Below are 19886 nucleotides of genomic sequence, written 5' to 3' on the forward strand. Positions count from 1 at the left end.
TTCGCGCCGTTGGCGGCAAGCTCTGGCTTTGGAGGTCCCATGTTCGCCAAAATCCTGATCGCCAACCGCGGCGAAATCGCTTGCCGGGTGATCCGCACCGCGCGCAGGATGGGCGTGCGCACGGTCGCTGTCTATTCCGACGCCGACGCCGGTGCCTTGCATGTCGGGATGGCCGACGAGGCGGTGCATATCGGACCCTCGCCGGTCGGCGAAAGTTATCTGCGCGGCGACAAGATCGTCGCGGCGGCTTTGGCCACCGGCGCCGAAGCCATCCATCCCGGCTACGGTTTTCTGTCGGAAAACCCTGATTTCGTCGATCAGGTGACAGCCGCCGGGCTCGTCTTCCTCGGCCCGTCGGCCGCCTCGATCCGCGCCATGGGGCTGAAGGACGCGGCCAAGCGGCTGATGGAGAAGGCCGGCGTGCCGGTTGTGCCGGGCTATCACGGCGAGGCGCAGGAGATCGTGCTGCTCGCCTCCAAGGCACGCGAGATCGGCTATCCCGTGCTGATCAAGGCGCGCGCCGGCGGCGGCGGCAAGGGCATGCGGCGCGTCGAACATCCCGACGACTTTTCCGAGGCGCTGTCGGGTGCGCGGCGCGAGGCCAAGGCCGCTTTCGGCGACGACCGCGTGCTGGTCGAGAAATATGTCGACAAGCCGCGCCACATCGAGGTTCAGGTTTTCGGCGATAGCTTCGGCAATGTCGTGCATCTCTACGAGCGCGACTGCTCGGCGCAGCGCCGCCACCAGAAAGTGATCGAGGAGGCACCCGCCCCCGGGATGACACCAGCATTGCGCAAGGCGATGACGGAGGCGGCGGTGAAGGCCGCCAAGGCGATCGACTATTCCGGCGCCGGCACGATCGAGTTCATCGTCGACGCCTCGCAAGGGCTGAAGGCCGACCGCTTCTGGTTCATGGAAATGAACACCCGCCTGCAGGTCGAGCACCCCGTCACCGAAATGGTCACCGGCACCGACCTGGTCGAGTGGCAGTTGCGGGTGGCGTCCGGCGAAAAGCTGCCGAAGACGCAGAGCGAGATTGCGCTCTCCGGTCACGCCTTCGAGGCGCGCATCTATGCCGAGGACGCGGCAAAGGGCTTTTTGCCGGCGACGGGCACGCTGCATCACCTGAAATTTCCGGATACAGTGCTGGAGGGCGCCAGCATGCGGATCGAGACCGGCGTGCGGACCGGCGATGCCATCTCGCAGTTCTACGACCCGATGATCGCCAAGCTCGTCGTCCACGGCAAGAACAGGCAGGCGGCGCTCGAAGCACTGGGCATTTCCCTTTCGCAAACCGAGATCGCCGGCTCGACCGTCAACACCGCCTTTCTCGCGGCTCTCGCCGCTGACGCGGATTTTTCGGCAGGTGACGTCGACACCGGGCTGATCGGCAGGCACCAGCAAGCGCTGACCGCAGTGCCGCCGCCGAGCAGCGAGATCGTCGCTGCAGCCGCACTTGAGGCGTCCGGCGCCGGGGCTCAGGCGCCGACCCGCGACCCGTGGTCGTCGCTTGCCGGCTATGCGCATTTCCACGCGATGGCGCGGCGCACGCGGCTTCGCTACGGCGAGGACGATATCCTCGCGCTTGTATCGATGCGGCCGGACGGGCGCTGCCAGGTGGCACTGGACGCACCTTATGACAGCGCGCTTGATCTTCGCGCTGCCCCTCGCCTCGCCCGCTGGCCAGGCCATGTCACTGTCTTTTCAGGCGCCGTCGGCTACAGCTTCGCGGTGCCGGACCCGTTGGCAAGGGCCGACGAAATCGCCGCCGGTGCCGACAGCCTGCGCGCGCCGATGCCGGGGCTGGTCAAGCTGGTGCGCGCGGCAAAAGGCGAAGCCGTCATCAAGGGCCAGCCGCTGTTGATCCTGGAAGCGATGAAGATGGAGCACACGATTTCCGCCACGCATGACGGGACGATCGCCGAGATCGCAACAGAGGGCGCGCAGGTCACCGATGGAACGGTGCTGGTCCGTTTTGCCGAGGAAGCCCACGGCTGACGCTGTTCATCCAAGGAGAGGCGACGACGGAAGACGCGCGCCACAAACGCATCACCAAATGAAAATGGCCGGATCTGCCCCGGCCATCTCCGATTGTCGACAGGCGCTAAAGCGCGTCGCACGCGACGCGCTTTGGTTCTTGTTTTTGTGCATGTCGTTTTCGCAAAACCGCTGCGCACTTTTGCGCGACATGCAATGGCGATCAAGGCTGGATCGGCGCGTATTTGCCGTCGTGCCACTGGTTGATGTCGTAGCTGACGTTCTTGAGGTCGCCCTTTTCATCGAAAGTGACAGGGCCGACGACGGTGCTGATCGACTCACCGTTCTTCAGCGCTTCGGCAACCTTGGCAGGGTCGTCGCTGCCGGCGCGCTTGATGCCCTCGGCAAAGGCCTGGATCACGGCATAGGAGAACAGCGTAAAGCCCTCGGGCACGAAGCCGCCCGCCTTGATCTTTTCGATGGCCTGCTTGGCTTCGGGCTTCGCCTGCGGATCCGACGGGAAGACGAACATGGTGCCTTCGCCGGCCGGGCCGGCAACCTGCCAGAATTCCGGCGTGGCAATCGAGTCCGGCATGATCAGCTGGAACTTGAAGTCCTGTTCCGCCGACTGGCGCAGGATGAGGCCGGCCTCTGGGTGGTAGCCGCCGAAATAGACCACATCAGCCTTCAACTCCTTGAGCTTGGTGACAAGCGCCGAATAGTCCTTTTCGCCGGCGTTGATGCCCTCGTAGAGGATCTCGTTGAGGCCGTTCTGGTTCATCGTCGCCTTGACGGCATCGGCCACGCCCTGCCCATAGGCGCTCTTGTCATGCATGATGACGACCTTCTTGCCGGCGTATTTCTTGGCGATCCATGGACCGATAAAGGCACCCTGCGCATCGTCGCGCGTATAAAGGCGCATGATCGTCGGCCAGCCGGATTTCGCCGCCGCGTCCGTCAGTTCCGGGTTCGACGAAGCCGGACTCATCATCATCGCACCGGCTTCGGCATAGACGGCCGAGGCCGGGATGCTCGAGCCCGAGCAGGCATGGCCATCGATGAACTTGACGCCGTTGGCGACGATGCGGTTTGCGACCGAAACTGCCTGCTTCGGATCGCACTGGTCATCCTGGACGTCGAGCTTGATCTGGCGGCCGTCGACGCCGCCGGCGGCGTTGATCGCGTCGGCCGCGGCTTGCGCGCCCTGCTTGAACTGGTCGCCGATGGTGGCAAGCTGTCCGGTCATCGGTCCGACCACCGAAAAGGTGATGTCTTCGGCGAAGGCAACCGGCGCACTCATCACCAGGCCGACAATGGCCGCGCTCAAAATACCCAACTTTTTCATGGCGATACAACTCCTCCACTCGCGCGCGGCCGCTCCGGCCGCGCCTCTTCCAGAATAGGTGGGAGAATTTCACCCTTCGCCAAGCCTGTCTTGGCGCATCGGCGGCACTCGATTGGGCCTGCCGCCTTTCTGTTGACCATGGTCTTTTTGTAAAACCGGCTTCCACTTTTTGGATCATGGTCCGAAAACGCGAAAAGCCGCGCCTGCCTTGTTCCGGCCGGTCGCGGCTTTGTCGATCGAACAATCCCGAACGCTCCCACGCGCGCCCCTTCCCTGTCGTCGCGCAGCTGGGCGTTACCCGGCCTGCCACGTTCTTGTCATTTGTTGGTCCGGCCGTCTTCCCGCGGCCTTGTTCTTGCCGGTCCGGCCGTCTTCGCGCGGCCTTGAAGCATCCCCGTCGGTGATCTCAGTGTCTGATGAACACCGGGCCTGATGAGCTCAGGCCTAGACTTAGTGCATCGTCATCCATTCGCGGGCTTCGCGCAGCGCCCTGGCGATCTCGACCTTCGACATGGCGGCCGACAGTTCCGAGCGCAGTTCCGCGGCCCGGACCGAGCCCTTGATCGCAGCGATGTTGAACCATTTGTGGGCGGCGACGACATCGGTCTCGCAATCGCGGCCGGTCGCATACATCATGCCCAGTTCGAAAAGAATGTCGGCCTGGGCAGTTGCCCCCATGGCGCCGAAGCCGGCTTCAGGCATTTCAAAACGTGCCATTTCAATCCCCTGTTCTAGCCCCTGTCAGGCTCCCGAGAGCTGCCTCGTTCTGTCCCCTGGAACCCTTGGGGCGGCTGCTCTTTCGATGCTTTCGAGAATGAACCGAAGGCTTGAATCCGTCGTTAAACGGCGTGCTTAATTTGAGGAAAACAAAGCTAAAACAAGAGGTAAACGCCGAAATTCATTAACGATGCAAAGCCAGCAATTGCGCCGGTTTGCGCCAAAATTGATGAAAATTTGCGAGGCGCAAAGCAAGACTCCGCTAACCACGGAAGACAAAGCCAGCATGCCCGGTGTTTCTTTTCTCGCCGACCAGACCGCTTCGGGTGGCTGGAAAAATCCCAAACTCTTCCGCAGCGGCACCGCTTTTGTTTCGTCGGGAGGTGGATTAGCTTACGTTTGCGTAAGAGGCAGACCGGCGGGGGCGCAACAACGCCCGGCCGGATGCCCACAGGGAGGAGAAACATGTTTCGCAAAATCAGCATGGCCCTCGCGGCCACATTGATCATGGCCGGCACGGCTTGGGCCGACCCGATCGAAGGCAACTGGAAAACGCAAGCCGGTTCGACCGCCGCCATCACGGGCGGTGGCGACGCATTTTCCATCACGCTCAAATCTGGCAAGTTTGCCGGCAAGCGCATCGGTTCGTTCAAGGTGTCCGGCGCCAACAAATATACGGGGACGATAACCGACCCGGAGACCGACAAGACCTATTCCGGCAAGGCCTCGGTCTCAGGCGCGTCGCTCAAGATGAGCGGCTGCGTGCTCGGCGGGCTGATCTGCCGGAGCCAAACCTGGCACAAGCTCTGATCGTTTCGACTGCACCACAATGAAAACGGGGCCGCTAAGGCCCCCGTTTTTGTTCGCGCCTCTGTGTTTGCGAACTCCGATCGATCGCGCAGGCTGCGCCTTCCGCGCCCTAACAGTCCAAATTTGAACCGCAGATGAACGCCGGCATCAGAACCGGTTCAGTTGCATCAGGGCATTCTCATGCGTGTCGAAGGAGACACCACGCCATGTTCGCCCGCCGCTTCACCATCGTCTGCCTGCTGATGAGCCTCTTCGGCGTGTCGTTCGCCATCCTCGTTGCCGAGGCTGGGCGCCCGGCCCGCAACTGGGACCAGGCCAATTCCTGCCGGTTCGGTTGCCCGAGCCACCTTCGCCATTGACGCCGACAAAAACCCCACAGAGAGAAGCAACAAGCCATGGACCGCATCGTCGCCAACGCCCTCAAGACCCTTCGGCTTGTGCCGCGGGCGACGCTCATCCTGATGGTTCTTGCAGCGCCGGTTCTGGCCGTGCCCACGATGCGCGCCGATGCTGGCTCGATGATCGAAGCGCCGGCGCTGAAGAAGACCGGCGTCGGCTTTGTGCTGCTGGTCAGCCTGCGGCGCGGCTAGCCAATCGGCTTCATCGAAACAATGCAAAACAAAAAACGACCCTTCGGCCCCCTCCCAACCGCATCGCCAAGCCTCTATATTGGGTCATGGAAAAGCGAATCTATCCCCAAGCCATAGACTCAGTCGTGATGCCGGAGCCGTTTGGCCGGCAGATCTTCAATGATGCAGCAAAGGCCGTCGCGGCCTTGCAGGCGCTCTACGACCGCAACACCAAATTCCTGCGCGATTCGTTTACGGCGCTCGCCGCAGGCGGCGACAACAACAAGCGCTACCGGGCGTTTTATCCGGAGGTCGGCGTCACCACGACTTCGTTCACCCAGATCGACTCGCGGCAGGCTTACGGCCATATGCCAACCCCCGGGCATTTCTCGACCACCATAACCCAGCCCGCCCTTTTCGAACGCTATCTCATCGAACAGCTTCGCCTGATCATGCGCAATCATGGCGTTCCAGTCACAGTTTCGGAATCGACGACGCCCATCCCGCTGCATTTCGCGTTCCTGGAAGGCTCGCATGTCGACGGCGCGGCAGCCGAGCGCATCAGGCGGCCGATCCGTGACCTGTTCGACGTTCCGGATCTCGACGGCACCGACGACCAGATCGCCAACGGCACGTTCGAAGTGGCGTTAGGCGAAGCCAGGCCATTGGCGGCATTTACAGCGCAACGCATCGACTACTCGCTGCACCGGATGTCGCACTACACGGCGACCAGCCCCCAGCATTTCCAGAATTTCGTGCTGTTCACCAATTACCAGTTCTACATCGACGAATTCGTCGCCCGTGCGCACGATCTGATGGCGAAAGGCGGCGGCGGATACGTCGAATTCGTCGAGCCGGGAAACGTCGTCACCAAGGCTGGACAAAACGCGCCCAGCCATGGCGTGGCGCCGCCACGCCTGCCGCAGATGCCGGCCTATCATCTGAAGAAGCCGAACCATGGCGGCATCACCATGGTCAATATCGGCGTCGGCCCCTCCAATGCCAAGACGATCACCGACCACATAGCGGTGCTCAGGCCGCATGCCTGGGTGATGCTCGGCCATTGCGCCGGCCTGCGCAACACCCAGGCGCTGGGCGACTATGTGCTGGCGCATGCCTATGTGCGGGAAGATCATGTTCTGGACGACGATCTTCCGGTCTGGGTGCCGATCCCGCCGCTGGCCGAAATCCAGGTGGCGCTGCAGGAGGCGGTCGCCGAAGTCACCGGCCTTTCCGGCTATGACCTCAAGCGTATCATGCGCACCGGCACAGTCGCTACCATCGACAACCGCAACTGGGAGTTGCGCGACCAGCGGGGGCCGGTTCAACGGCTGTCGCAATCACGGGCGATCGCGCTCGACATGGAGTCGGCGACGATCGCGGCCAATGGCTTCCGCTTCCGCGTACCCTACGGTACGCTGCTTTGCGTCTCCGACAAGCCGCTGCATGGCGAATTGAAGCTGCCCGGCATGGCGACCGAATTCTACAAGCGGCAAGTGGCACAGCATTTGACCATCGGCATCAGGGCGATGGAAAAGCTGGCCGAGATGCCAATGGAACGGTTGCATTCGCGCAAGCTCAGAAGCTTTTCGGAGACGGCGTTCCAGTAGCACCGCTCGGCCTGCGACCTTGGTAACAGCGCGGCAGGGCATTTCGTAATCTTGCTTTGGGCTGCATTTCTGCCGATAAGCAAAGTAGATGGCACCCGTTCGAGACATGATGGCTTCGATGGCATTCGTCGCAATGCTCGTCTTCTCGGTCGCGCTGGTGGCCGGGTTTTTCGGAACGCTGCATCCGGCCTTCGATTCCTTCGCTCATTTCCGCGTTCATCTTGCCGTGCTGATGGCGCTTTGCGCGCTGCCGCTGCTGGCGACCTCGTTTCGCCTGCAGGCGGCCACAGCACTGCTCTTTGCGGTGGCTGCCTTTGCCACCACCTCGAACGTCCTGGTGCCCCGCCTGTGGCCGGTCCAGGCAGCCTACGAAGCCGAGGCCGGCGATCAGGCGGTCTACCCCGGTGACCAGATGGTCTACCGCCTGCTGCAGATGAACTTGCGGTTCAACAATCCGACACCGAAGAAAGTACTGTCGCTGATCGGCCGGACCAATCCGGACGTGATCACTCTCGATGAAGTGTCGGAGATGTGGACGACCGAGCTTGGCTATATTGCCAGCGCCTATCCCTACCGGATCATCTGCCCCTACCCCAATGGCGTGTTCGGCGTTGCGCTGCTGTCCAGGCGGCCGTTTGCCGCCGGAACGCAACCGCGCTGCGACAGGCGCGGTGCGATGGCCATCGCGACGGTCGATTTCGGCGGAACCGACGTCGACGTCGCCGCCATGCACCTCACCTGGCCATGGCCGCGCAACCAGTCACGGCAGATCGGCGGATTGTCCGGGGAGTTCGCCTCGCTCGGCGAGACATCGATCATGGCATGCGACTGCAATGCAGTGCCGTGGAGCGCCGCCGTCCGGCGCGTGGCAGGTCTTGGCAAGCTGACCGTGGCGCCTTCGCCGGGGCCGACCTGGCTCCCTATCAAGCTGCCGGAATTCCTGCGCTTCGCCGGACTGCCGATCGACCTTGTTTTCAGCAAGGGCGCGGTTCTCATCCATTCGGTGTCGAGGCTAGAAAACACCGGCTCCGACCATCTTCCGCTGATGGTGGAGTTCTCGCTCAGGCAGGAACAGAAGAAGCCGGTCGACGAACAAGAAACCGCGACGGCATCGGTGAGACAGAACGGCAGGACCCGAGGCTGAGCTACTGCTTGCGCAACAGCGCCCTGATGAGGTGCTCGACATGGCCGCCGTCGCGATGCTCGCGCGCGTCGAAGGCGTTCTGTTTCGCCTCGTATTCGGCATAGACGGCCTTGATCCGGCGCCTCGCCTCGCGGTGGGTCTTGCTGCAAAACAAGTTGTCGGCGAACTCCAGTCCAGTGATCGATTTCTCGGTCGCCCGCATCATTGTCCTGGCGATGCGGCCATGGTTATGCTCGTGAGCACGAACGCCCGCGAAAAACCGCTTCCAGCGCTTCTGCAGCGCCGGTGTCGCGGCTGAGGCCAAACGCGGCAAGGTGTAGGTGAGATCGAGCGTGCCATTGGCTTGGCGCAGACGGCAGACACCACCCTCCCTTGTGACGTCAAGGTCCCAATCCACGGTATAGGCGGCCAGCGCGATGGCGTGCGTCATGAAGCCGTGCCGCTTCGGACCGTTGCGGTCCATGGCCTCGATCAGGGCGGCGCCCGTGGTTCCAGTGATGTCGTAGGTCCGGGTCTTGACCAGCACCTTCGTGTCAGCCAATGCCGGCGGTGCGAAGCCGCACAAGCCGCCAATCGCCACAAGGCACGTCAGAACCGCCAGGCGCATGGTCATCTCCCGGGTCAGAAAGAATGGAACCACAGGCGCCGCCCCGCTTCAACTTCTTTTAGACGCCGCACATATAATAGGCCTTCACGCGCTTTCATTTTGGTCAACGGTCGAGACAGCTGCCGGGCAGATCTGGCTTGCTGGGCTACATGTTCTGGTAGACTGGGCCTTCACCACCTTGTGGCGGCACCCAGGTAATGTTCCGGTTCGGGTCCTTGATGTCGCAGGTCTTGCAGTGGACGCAGTTCTGCGCGTTGATGACGAAGCGCACGTCCTTCGCCGCGGGATCGGCGGCGGCGTTGCCATCCTTGTCGACCCATTCGTAGACGCCGGCCGGGCAGTAGCGTGTCGAGGGCCCGGCATAGACATCGTGTTCGGAGCGCTGCTGCAGGTCCATATCCGCGACCAGCAGGTGGACAGGCTCGTTTTCCTCGTGGTTGGTATTGGACAGGAACACCGAGGACAGGCGGTCGAAGGTGAGCACGCCATCCGGCTTCGGATAGGCGATCTTCTTATGCCTGGCGGCCGGTTCAAGCGTCGCATAATCGGCCTTGCCGTGCTTCAGCGTGCCGAAAGGCGAGAACCCGAACAGCGAATTCAGCCACATGTCGAGGCCGCCGATGCCGACGCCGACGACGGTGCCGAAGCGCGACCACAACGGCTTGACGTTGCGCACCTTCTTCAAATCCTTGCCGATGTCGGTCGCCCGCCATGCCGCCTCGTAGGAAGCCAGTTCGTCATTGGCGCGGCCGGCGCCGATCGCCTGGGCGACATGCTCGGCCGCCAGCATTCCGGAGAGCACGGCATTGTGCGAACCCTTGATGCGCGGCACGTTGACGAAGCCGGCAGCACAACCGATCAGCGCGCCGCCGGGGAAGGACAGTTTCGGCACCGACTGCCAGCCGCCCTCTGTGATGGCACGGGCGCCATAGCCGAGCCGCTTGCCGCCCTCGAATGTGCCCCTGATCGCCGGGTGGGTCTTGAAGCGCTGGAACTCGTCGAACGGAGACAGATAGGGGTTCTTGTAGTTGAGGTGGACGACGAAGCCGACCGCCACCTGGTTGTCCTCCAGATGGTAGAGGAAGGAGCCGCCGCCGGTCTTCATGTCGAGCGGCCAGCCGAAGGAGTGCTGGACAAGGCCCGGCCGATGGTTCTCCGGCTTGACCTGCCAGAGCTCCTTGAGACCGATGCCGTATTTGCCGGGCTCGCGGCCGTCGGAAAGATGGTATCTGGCGATCAACTGCTTGGCCAGCGAGCCGCGCGCGCCCTCGCCGATCAGCACATATTTGCCCATCAGCGCCATGCCCGGCGCGAAGCCCGGGCCATGCGTGCCATCCTTCTCGACGCCCATGTCGCCGGTGACAACGCCGGCGACCGCGTCCTCGCCACTGTAAATGAGGTCCACGGCGGCAAAGCCCGGATAGATCTCGACGCCCAGCGCCTCGGCCTTGGTCGCCAGCCAGCGGCAGACATTGCCGAGCGAAACGATGTAGTTGCCGTGGTTGTTCATCAGCGGCGGCATCAGGATATTGGGCAGACGGAACGAACCGGCGGGGCCGAGGACCAGGAAATGGTCTGCGGTGACCGGCGTCTTGAACGGATGTCCCTCCTCGTCACGCCAGCCCGGCAGCAGCCGGTCGATGCCGATCGGATCGACGACGGCGCCGGACAGGATGTGGGCGCCGACTTCGCCGCCCTTTTCCAGGACGACAACGGAAAGCTCGGGATTGACCTGCTTGAGACGGATAGCGGCAGCGAGGCCGGCCGGACCGGCGCCGACGATGACCACGTCGAATTCCATGCTTTCGCGTTCGATCTCGCTCATCAACCCCTCACTGGCTGCCGCATTTGCGCATCTTGCTGGCTTATCCGCTGCATAGCGCATCAATTCGCGACGCGAAACCGGCGCTGACGTGACAATGCCGATTTCGTCAAAAAGGCCGCGCATCGTACTACAAAATCGCGATTTGCGGGTCCACCAACATCGATCCGGGTCCGAAGAGAGCGGTTGCCCTGATTTTTTTTAATTGTTCGACGGCTTGCTTATCGGCCATACTTCGCACCATGCGCACATACGGGCCATCCGGCTTTTCATCGACGCGCTTTTTTTCGTCGCCCGGACGGATTTGCCGGGCGCTCGTTTTGGCCCTTTTGCCGCTGGCGTCGGTTGCCGCCCACGCCGAGCCGCAAAGGGTCTGGGTGGCCGGAGCCTACTCCTTTTCCGACGAACTGGGCGGCTTCCGCATCACCAGCGCCTCGGGCATCGGGACAAAGGAGGACCCGCTTGTCATCACCGAAGAGCTGAATTCGGCGACACCAGTGACACTGACGATCCGCACGACAAAGCCGATCCAGCCCTTCGGCACTGCGGGCCAATTTGCCAACGGCCTCATGTATATGCGCGTCGACGTGCTCAACAACAGCGGCCAGGCCTGGGTCGAGTTCCAGTTCGAGCTCCAGGAGATACTCCACCGGCCGAGCGTTTTCGGCGACGGCCTGTCGTTCGACCAGCGCAACAAGACGCCTGACAACATCTGGTCGAGCAGCTTTGCCGATTTCGATCGCGACTTCGAACCCTATGACCGGCTGCTGTTCAAGAGCGGCAAGATCGACCCGTTGAAGACAGCGAAATTCGATTACCTGATCACCGACTACACACCACGCTGGACGTTCTATCTGGTGCAGGATCCACGTATACCGTCGAGCTGAACCACTTCGTCATCCAGGGCGAAGCAGGAGCGAAGCGACGACGCTGAGGCCCTGGATGACGAAATCATGAAGCATCGCGCCAATCACGATGTTGCAAATTCCTGCCGCGCGACCGAATGTGAAAGCATGACTGCCGTTTCCCGAGACAACCGACCTGAGATTGCGGAGCTGCTGGCCTTCTACGCCAGCGCCGGCGTCGATGAAGCGCTCGAAGAGGAGCCGCTGAACAGGTTTGCCGAGGCTGCGTCAAAGCCGCCTGAGCGGGGGCCAGCGACAGTTACGCCGCCAACCGGTGAGAACGCAGCGCTGCCACGCTCGACAAGCCTGTCACGCGCCGGAATGGGCGAAAGGCAAGCTGCGGCACCGGCGGCGCGCGCGCCGACCGGTACTGCGACAGTGCCCGACGAGCAGCAAGCGGCATTGGCGCGACACCTGGCGACGACGGCGGCGACCCTGGACGAGCTTCGCCAGCACATGGCGGCTTTCGAAGGCTGCAACCTCAAATTCACCGCCAAGAACCTGGTGTTCGCCGATGGCAATCCGAATGCCGCGGTGATGCTGGTCGGCGAGGCACCCGGGCGCGACGAGGACATCGAGGGATTGCCGTTCGTCGGCCGCTCGGGCCGGCTGCTCGACCGGATGCTGGCCGCGATCGGCCTCGACCGGACCTCGGCCTACATCGCCAATGTCATTCCCTGGCGGCCGCCGGGCAACCGCACGCCGACGCCGCACGAGACCGAGATTTGCCGGCCGTTCATCGAACGGCAGATCGAGCTGGTCAATCCGAAGGTGCTGGTCAATTTGGGCGGCCCCTCGGCAAGCACCCTTCTCAACACCACAGAGGGCATCCTGCGGCTGCGCGGCAACTGGCGCGTCCACACGACCGCCGCCGGCATTGCCATCCCCGCCATGCCGACGCTTCATCCGGCGTATCTCTTGCGAACCCCCGCGCACAAGAAGCTGGCGTGGCGGGATTTCCTTGAAGTGAAGGCGAAGCTTCGGGCGCTGGGTTGAGGGTTCGAGATTAGCCAGTCTCTCCCCTCGTGGTACCCTCGTGGGGGAGATGGCCGGCAGGCCAGAGGGGGGCGCGAAGGATGGCCCACTTTCGTGCTATCCCGATAGGTCGGCTGGACAGCGCCCCCCTCTGCCTTGCCAGGCATCTCTCCCACAAGGGGGGAGATTGGCTGTCATCACCGCTTTCGCAAATCTCCGACGTAGATGCTGTACCTATAACCTCCCCGGTAATTGAAATGCATCTGCGGCCGGCCTAGTCATGCGCCCATGACCGTAACCCAGACTTCCGCCGGCAGCCTCATTCGCGAATGGCGCACGCGCCGGCGCATGAGCCAGCTCGATCTCGCCATGGAAGCCGAAATCTCGCAGCGGCATCTGAGTTTCGTGGAAAGCGGCCGCGCGGCACCCTCGCGCGACATGGTGCTGCATCTGGCCGAGCAGCTGTCGATCCCGTTGAGGCAGCGCAACCAGCTCCTGCTGGCCGCGGGCTTTGCCCCCAGCTTCAGCGAGCGTCCGCTCACCGATGCCTCGCTGGCGCCGGCGAAGGCGGCGGTCGAGATCGTGCTCAAGGGGCACGAACCCTTCCCGGCGCTGGCTGTCGACCGGCACTGGAACCTGGTGTCGGCAAACGCTGCCATCGGCCCATTCCTCGCCAACGTCGCCGAGCCTTCCTTGCTGAAGCCGCCGGTCAACGTGCTGCGGCTCAGCCTGCACCCGGGTGGCGTCGCGCCGCGCATCGTCAACCTGGCCGAATGGCGCGCGCATCTTCTCGACCGGCTGAAACACCAGAACGACGCCACTGGCGACCCGGTTCTGGTCGAACTGGAGCGCGAGCTTCGGACCTATCCGTCCGGCCTGAACGGCGCACGGCCGGTGCCGGTCGAGCCGAACGCGATCGTGCACCCGCTGCGGCTTGCGCATGGCGATGCCGTGCTGTCGTTCATCAGCACCATCACCGTGTTCGGCACGCCGCTCGACGTGACGCTGTCGGAACTGGCGATCGAATCGTTTTTCCCCGCCGATGAGCAGACAAGGACCGTGCTGGTGCGGTTGGCGAACGAGCGGGCCGAGCCGTCCTGATCATCCTTGCGGCGGGGTCGCCTGGCGGGTGCGGGCACGTTCAAGGCCCAGTTGCCGCTCGCGCCAGATGATGAAGATGCCCGCGGCAACGACGATCACGCCGCCGATAAGCATATGAACCGTCGGGACGTCGCCGAAGGCGAGATAGCCGACAACAATGCCAAGCAGCATCGACGTGTATTCGAAAGGCGCCACGACCGAGGCCTCGGCATGGCGATAGGCGGCCGTCATCAGAATCTGAGCGAGCCCGCCGCAAAAGCCTGCAGCAACGAGCAGGCCCGCCTGCGCCGGTGTCAGCGCCTGCCAGCCGAACGGCAGCGACAGCAAGGCCAGGAGGCTCGCCGTCACCGAAAACCACAGCACGATGGTTGCCGTCGGCTCGCTCTGGACAAGGTTGCGCACCAGCAGCATGGCGACGGCCGAGATCGCTGCCGCGACCAGTGCGGCGATGACGCCGAGCACCTCCTGATCGCCGAGCGCTGCGCCCGAACCCAGCAGCGTCAGTTCCGGCCATGAGATGACCAGCACCCCGACCAGTCCGACCGCAACCGCGCTCCAGCGATAGACGCGGATCGCTTCGCCGAGGAAGATCGAACTGAACACCACCACCAGCAGCGGCTGTGCGTAGTTCAGCGCGATCGCTTCCGGCAGCGGCAGCCGTATCAGCGCGAAGAAGCCGAGCCCCATGGCGCAGACGCCGACAACGCCGCGCGCAATGTGGTTGAGCGGGCGCTTGGTCGAAAACGCGGTGCCAAGCTTTCCCTGGAAGGCCAGGAAGACGACGATCGGAAAGATGGCAAAGAACGAGCGGAAGAAGACGATCTGGCCGGCCGGCACCGTGCCCGCCGCCTTGATGCAGGACGACATGGCGACAAAGACCGCCACCGAGACGATCTTGAGCATGATCCCGGTCAGCGTGTTGTGCCCGCCGGGATGGTCCGTCGGGTTCACTTGGCAGCTGCTTCCTGGATCGCCGCCCAGATGCGCGCCGGCGTTGCCGGCATGTCGATGTGCCTGATGCCGTAGGCGCGATAGAGCGCATCCGTCACCGCGTTGAGCGCGGCCGGCGTCGCTCCGATCGTGCCCGCCTCGCCTGCCCCCTTGATGCCGAGTGCATTGGTGGTCGAGGGCACGTTGCGGGTCTCGAAATGGAAGAACGGCAAATCGTCGGCGCGCGGCATGGCATAGTCCATGAAGCTTGCCGTCAACAGCTGCCCGTCCTCGTCATAGACCGTGTTCTCGGTCAGCGCCTGGCCGATGCCCTGGACGACGCCGCCATGCACCTGGCCGGCCAGCAGGACAGGGTTCACGGTGACGCCAAAATCGTCGACGATCGTATAGCGGACAATTTCCGTCACGCCGGTGTCGGGATCGATCTCGACCTCGCAGATGTGGGTGCCGTTCGGATAGGTGCATTCGTCCTGCACGAACTCGCCAAAGCCCTTGAGATCGTCCGGGTTCCTGGCGGCCTTGGCGATGCTCGAAAAATCGATCGTGCGATCGGTGCCGACGATGCGGGCAACGCCGTTGAACAATTCGACGTCGTCGGCCGAGGCTTCCAGCTCATCGGCGGCGATGCGCCTGATCTTGATGGCCAGATCCTCGCCGGCGCGAGAAGCTGATACACCGCCAAGCGGAATGGAGCGCGAGCCACCGGTGCCGCCGCCGGCCTTCAGCTCGTCGGTGTCGCCCTGGCGGACATGAATGTTGCCGATGTCGAGATGAAGCTTTTCCGAGAGGAACTGCGCATAGGCGGTCGCATGCCCCTGCCCGTTGGTCTGGGTGCCGATCTTCAGCGTCACCGTGCCGTCGCCGTTCAATTCGACAAAGGCCGGTTCAGAGCCGGGAAAGGCACAGGCCTCGATATAGGTCGCCATGCCGATGCCGCGGATTTTGCCTTCCGCCTTCGACTGCGCCAGTCGCTCCGGGAACGCCTGCCACTCCGCTTGTTCGATGGCGCGGTCCATATGGCCTGCGAATTCACCGGTATCATAGAGGCGGTCGGTCTGCGTGCGGTAAGGAAACTGTTCGGGCCTGATGAAATTGCGCCGGCGGATCTCTTCGACTGGCAAGGCCAGGTCGTGGGCGCAGGCGTCGACGAGCTTTTCCAGCAGGAATGCCGCTTCCGGACGGCCGGCGCCGCGGTAGGCATCGACCGGGCAAGTGTTGGTGTAGAGGCCGGTCACCGAAACGTCGAGCGCCTGGATGTCGTAGACGCCGGTCGACATGGTGACGCCGATATAGGGGATGAACGGGCCATATTGCGAGATATAGGCACCGATATTGGCGAGGAGATCGACCTTCATGCCGAGAAAGCGGCCGTCCTTGTCCATCGCCATCTCGGCGGTCACGACATTGTCGCGACCTTGCGCATCGGTGAGGAAATGCTCGGTGCGGTCGCCGGCCCATTTCACCGGGCGGCCAAGGCGCCTGGCGGCCTCCAGCACCAGCGGATGCTCGCGATAGACGAAGCTTTTCGGCCCGAAGCCGCCGCCGACATCCGGCGTGATGACGCGCAGCTGATTCTTCTTGATCTTGAATATGTCGGCCAGGATGTACTGCATGGAATGCACGCCCTGCGAGCCTGTGGTCAGCACGAAGCGGTTCTCCTGCGTGTTCCACTCGCCGATCGCCGAACGCGGCTCCATGTAGTTGCAGACCAGCCGGTTGTTGATGAATTCGATGCGGGTGACATACGCCGCCCTGGCGAATGCCGCCGCGGTCTTCGCCTTGTCGCCGATGTGGTAGCTGAAGGCGCGGTTGGAGCCGAGTTCCGGCCAGACAAGCGGCGTGCCTTCGTCAAGCGCCGTGGCGGTGCCGGACGCGGCATCCTCGCCCTCGTATTCGACCTCGATCAGTTCGGCCGCGTCCTGCGCCAGCGCGCGGCTGTCGGCGACGACGAAGGCGACGGCGTCGCCGACATAATTGACCCGGTCGCGGCAAAGGACCGGAATGTCGCGGGTCGGCGCCTTGGTGCCGTCCGGCTGCCTCTGCATGACGCCGGATTTCAGCTTGCCGAGATGAGCAAGATCAGCACCGGTCAGCACCAGATGGACGCCAGATGCCGCCTTGGCCGCCTCGGTCGAACCGAGGGTGAAGCTTGCCTTGGCCACCGGCGAGCGCAGGACATAGCCGTGCAGGAGGCCGGCCGGCTGGATGTCGTCCGTATAGCGACCGAGACCCTTGAGGAAGGCCTGGTCCTCGCGACGCAGCACAGAGGCGCCCATGCCGAATTTCGGTGTGACGACGGTCATGGATACCTCGCGACGATGATTGGAAAACGAGTGCCTGAAATAGGCGCTGCGCCAGTTTTGTCGAGTGACGGTTTCGTGTAAAGAGCGCGTGCTTCACATTTCTTCGACCAGCGGACCCACCTGCCGCTGCGGGAATCGACAGGAAAACCAACGGAAATGCGCACGGACACCGGCCAGGTCTTCAAGCTCGAAGACTATCGCCCCACCGACTATCTCATTCCGGAAACCGGCCTGACTTTCCGGCTGTCGCCGGAAGCCACGCGCGTCATCGCCGTGCTGACGGTCGAGCGCCGTGACGGCGTCGCGGCGTCAGTGCCGCTGGTGCTGGACGGCGATGGCCTGACGCTCGGCCGCATCGCAATCGACGGCCAGACACTCGCGCCCACCGATTTTTTCGCCACGCCCGATCAGTTGACGATCACCACGCCGCCCGCAGCAGCCCGTTTCCAGCTGCTGATCGAAACCGAGCTGGCGCCGGCGCACAACGAAGCCCTAATGGGCCTCTATCGCTCCAGCAACGTCTATTGCACGCAATGCGAGGCCGAGGGCTTTCGGCGCATCACCTATTTTCTCGATCGTCCGGATATCCTGTCGGTCTATACGGTGCGCATCGAGGCGCCGCACCACGAGGCGCCACTGCTTCTTTCCAACGGCAACCCGGCTGGCTGCGGCGAACTTGCCGACGGCTGGCACTATGCAGTCTGGCACGACCCTTTCCCCAAGCCGTCCTATCTGTTCGCCCTTGTTGCGGGGGCTCTCGGCAAGGTCGCGGACAGCTTCGTCACATTGTCCGGCCGCCAGGTCGAGCTCGGCATCTTTGTCGAGCCGGGCAAGGAGCGGCTCGCCGGCTACGCCATGGACGCCCTGAAACGGTCGATGAAATGGGACGAGGAAGCGTTCGGCCGCGAATACGACCTCGACGTCTTCAACATCGTCGCCGTGTCCGACTTCAACATGGGCGCGATGGAGAACAAGGGCCTCAACATCTTCAACGACAAGTATGTGCTGGCCGATCAGGAGACCGCAACGGACGCCGATTTCGCCAATATCGAGGCGATCATCGCGCATGAGTATTTCCACAATTGGACCGGCAACAGAATCACTTGCCGCGACTGGTTCCAGCTTTGCCTGAAGGAAGGGCTGACAGTTTTCCGCGATCACGAATTCTCCGCCGACCAACGCTCGCGAGCGGTGAAACGCATCGCCGAAGTGCGCACGCTCAAGGCACATCAGTTTCCCGAAGACCAGGGACCGCTGGCGCATCCGGTGCGACCGCGCCGCTACCGCGAGATCAATAATTTCTACACGGCGACAGTCTACGAAAAGGGCTCGGAAGTGGTGCGCATGATCCGCACCATTCTCGGCGCCGAGACGTTCCGAGCCGGCATGGATCTCTATTTCGAGCGCCATGACGGCGAGGCTGCAACCATCGAGGACTTCATCAAGGTGTTCGAGGATGTGTCCGGGCGCGACCTCGCGCAATTTTCGCTGTGGTACCATCAGGCCGGCACGCCCAATCTGACCATCAGTTCGACGCACAATGCGGCGGCCCAGGAATTCACGCTCGAGATCGAACAGTCGGTGCCGCCAACGCCGTCCGAAAGCCGCAAGCGGCTGATGCATATTCCGCTGGCCTTCAGCCTGGTCGGCACCGACGGCAAAGCGATAGAATATGGCGGCGTCGAGGGCGCCAGCGTCGAGGACGGCGTCATCCATATCCGCAAGCGCCGGCACATGGTGCGCTTCTCGGGCGTCACTGAGCGCCCGGCGATGTCGCTCAACCGCGGCTTCTCGGCGCCGGTGACGCTTTCCGTCGAGCAGAGGGCCGACGATCAGTTCTTCCTTGCTGGCCATGACAACGATACCTTCTCGCGCTGGCAGGCGTTTAACACGCTTTTGACCGAGGCTCTGATATCCACCTTCCGCCAGGTCCTTGACGGCAAGCAGCCCGGTTTCGCATCGCGGTTGATCGAGCTTGCCGGCAAAATAGCCGGCGACGAGACACTCGAACCGGCCTATCGGGCGCTGGCTTTGGCGCTTCCTAGCGAAGCCGATATCGCCCGTGACATCGGCAAGAACATCGACCCCGATGCCATTTTCTCGGCCCGCGAGGCGCTGACGGTCGCGATCGCCGAGGCGAATCGCGAGATATTCTCCGACCTCTACGATCGACTGACCGACAAGCACGCTTTCAGTCCTGATGCGGCAAGCGCCGGTCGCCGGGCGCTGCGCAACACCTTGCTCGACTATCTTTCGCTGCTGCATGGAGGTGCGGCGCTTGCGGCCCGGCATTTCCAGTCCGCGACCAACATGACCGACCGGGCCGCCGCATTGAGCGTGCTTGCGCTGCGCCATAACGGTTTGCCCGCGACGGTCAAGGCGCTGGCGGAGTTCGAAGCGAAATATGCGACCGATCCGCTGGTGATGGACAAATGGTTCCATATCCAGGCCAGCGTGCCGGGCCCGCAAACCATTCATGCAGTGCGCGCCCTGACCGGCCACCCGGCCTTCTCGATGGCCAACCCGAACCGGGTGCGCTCGCTCGTCGGCACGTTTTCCAGCGCCAACCAGACCGGCTTCCATCGCGCCGACGGCGAAGGCTACCGGTTTTTCGTCGAAACGGTCCTGCAGGTCGAAAAGCGCAACCCGCAATTGGCCGCCAGGCTGGCGACGGCACTCAGATCATGGCGCTCGCTGGAACCTGCCCGGCAGGGCAAGGCAAGGGAAGCGCTGCTTTCGATTGCCAATACCGAGAACCTGTCGGCCGATTTGCGCGACATCATTGAGCGCACGCTGGCGTAAGGTAATTTGATATTCAGGTGATGCCGGCCTGCGAACGGCGGCTTCCTGCGCTTCCGGTGCTCACGTACCAAAAAGTACGCTCCGCTCCGGTTCTCGGAATCCACCGTTCTCGGCACGGCCTGACCTGAATCTCAACACACCTTAGAAGGTTGCCGCCCGGCACCATCGGGCGGAAAAGCCATTATTTTAGTCGATTTTTAATCTTTTTTCGCTGCGCCTATGGACAAGCCGAATCACCTTTGATTCTT

Annotated in this window: 16 protein-coding genes; 10 read left to right on the forward strand and 6 right to left on the reverse strand. The window is 63.0% G+C overall.

Features of this window, described 5'->3' with window-relative positions:
• Positions 1–39 precede the first annotated feature (39 nt).
• On the forward strand, positions 40–1998 hold the full coding sequence (locus AC0L2C_RS10695) for an acetyl/propionyl/methylcrotonyl-CoA carboxylase subunit alpha (protein WP_473523335.1): 1959 nt from the start codon (positions 40–42) through the stop codon (positions 1996–1998).
• A gap of 202 nt (positions 1999–2200) precedes the next feature.
• Here AC0L2C_RS10695 and AC0L2C_RS10700 read toward each other — a convergent pair whose 3' ends face one another.
• Both AC0L2C_RS10700 and AC0L2C_RS10705 read right to left on the reverse strand, forming a co-directional pair.
• Positions 2201–3322, reverse strand: a complete 1122-nt coding sequence (locus tag AC0L2C_RS10700) for a branched-chain amino acid ABC transporter substrate-binding protein (protein ID WP_473496035.1) — start codon at positions 3320–3322, stop codon at positions 2201–2203.
• A 450-nt stretch (positions 3323–3772) separates the two neighbouring features.
• Positions 3773–4039, reverse strand: a complete 267-nt coding sequence (locus tag AC0L2C_RS10705) for an SEL1-like repeat protein (RefSeq protein ID WP_027152750.1) — start codon at positions 4037–4039, stop codon at positions 3773–3775.
• Between the two features lie 465 nt (positions 4040–4504).
• Here AC0L2C_RS10705 and AC0L2C_RS10710 point away from each other — a divergent pair, with 465 nt between their 5' ends.
• The 5 genes from AC0L2C_RS10710 to AC0L2C_RS10730 all read left to right on the forward strand — a co-directional run bounded on the left by AC0L2C_RS10710 (position 4505) and on the right by AC0L2C_RS10730 (position 8172).
• Positions 4505–4849 (forward strand): DUF2147 domain-containing protein, encoded by a 345-nt coding sequence (locus AC0L2C_RS10710; RefSeq protein ID WP_027152751.1) that lies wholly within the window; start codon positions 4505–4507, stop codon positions 4847–4849.
• A gap of 206 nt (positions 4850–5055) precedes the next feature.
• Positions 5056–5208 carry a hypothetical protein gene (locus AC0L2C_RS10715; RefSeq protein WP_287205745.1) on the forward strand — a complete coding sequence of 51 codons (153 nt, stop codon included), beginning with the start codon at positions 5056–5058 and terminating at the stop codon, positions 5206–5208.
• A 36-nt stretch (positions 5209–5244) separates the two neighbouring features.
• The gene (locus AC0L2C_RS10720; RefSeq protein WP_287140474.1) at positions 5245–5439 is read left to right on the forward strand and encodes a hypothetical protein; all 195 of its coding nucleotides are present in this window, start codon (positions 5245–5247) and stop codon (positions 5437–5439) included.
• Positions 5440–5567: 128 nt separating this feature from the next.
• Positions 5568–7028, forward strand: a complete 1461-nt coding sequence (locus AC0L2C_RS10725; RefSeq protein WP_245277730.1) for an AMP nucleosidase — start codon at positions 5568–5570, stop codon at positions 7026–7028.
• Between the two features lie 118 nt (positions 7029–7146).
• Positions 7147–8172, forward strand: a complete 1026-nt coding sequence (locus AC0L2C_RS10730) for an endonuclease/exonuclease/phosphatase family protein (RefSeq protein ID WP_287239287.1) — start codon at positions 7147–7149, stop codon at positions 8170–8172.
• Between the two features lies 1 nt (position 8173).
• Here the strand turns inward: AC0L2C_RS10730 and AC0L2C_RS10735 are convergent, their stop codons facing one another.
• Together AC0L2C_RS10735 and AC0L2C_RS10740 are read right to left on the reverse strand one after the other, a co-directional pair.
• Complete coding sequence (locus tag AC0L2C_RS10735) at positions 8174–8779, reverse strand: DUF922 domain-containing protein (protein WP_128172683.1); 606 nt, start codon at positions 8777–8779, stop codon at positions 8174–8176.
• Between the two features lie 145 nt (positions 8780–8924).
• Entirely contained in the window at positions 8925–10604 is a 1680-nt protein-coding gene (locus AC0L2C_RS10740) for an electron transfer flavoprotein-ubiquinone oxidoreductase (RefSeq protein WP_287285243.1), read from the reverse strand.
• A gap of 239 nt (positions 10605–10843) precedes the next feature.
• Here AC0L2C_RS10740 and AC0L2C_RS10745 point away from each other — a divergent pair, with 239 nt between their 5' ends.
• From AC0L2C_RS10745 to AC0L2C_RS10755, 3 genes are all read left to right on the forward strand, one after another.
• Positions 10844–11488 carry a hypothetical protein gene (locus AC0L2C_RS10745; RefSeq protein WP_128184623.1) on the forward strand — a complete coding sequence of 215 codons (645 nt, stop codon included), beginning with the start codon at positions 10844–10846 and terminating at the stop codon, positions 11486–11488.
• Between the two features lie 126 nt (positions 11489–11614).
• Positions 11615–12502, forward strand: coding sequence for a uracil-DNA glycosylase (locus tag AC0L2C_RS10750; protein ID WP_287306247.1), 888 nt, complete (start codon positions 11615–11617; stop codon positions 12500–12502).
• Between the two features lie 267 nt (positions 12503–12769).
• Positions 12770–13582 (forward strand): helix-turn-helix domain-containing protein, encoded by an 813-nt coding sequence (locus tag AC0L2C_RS10755; protein ID WP_287239292.1) that lies wholly within the window; start codon positions 12770–12772, stop codon positions 13580–13582.
• On the opposite strand, the gene AC0L2C_RS10760 is transcribed toward AC0L2C_RS10755, so the two are convergent.
• Positions 13583–14485 (reverse strand): DMT family transporter, encoded by a 903-nt coding sequence (locus AC0L2C_RS10760; protein ID WP_287122135.1) that lies wholly within the window; start codon positions 14483–14485, stop codon positions 13583–13585.
• Between the two features lie 44 nt (positions 14486–14529).
• Complete coding sequence (locus AC0L2C_RS10765) at positions 14530–16836, reverse strand: xanthine dehydrogenase family protein molybdopterin-binding subunit (protein WP_473523336.1); 2307 nt, start codon at positions 16834–16836, stop codon at positions 14530–14532.
• A 156-nt stretch (positions 16837–16992) separates the two neighbouring features.
• On the opposite strand from AC0L2C_RS10765, the gene pepN reads away from it, so the two are divergent.
• Entirely contained in the window at positions 16993–19638 is a 2646-nt protein-coding gene (gene pepN / locus AC0L2C_RS10770) for an aminopeptidase N (protein WP_128247446.1), read from the forward strand.
• Positions 19639–19886 lie beyond the last annotated feature (248 nt).

Source organism: Mesorhizobium sp. WSM4845, assembly GCF_055811455.1.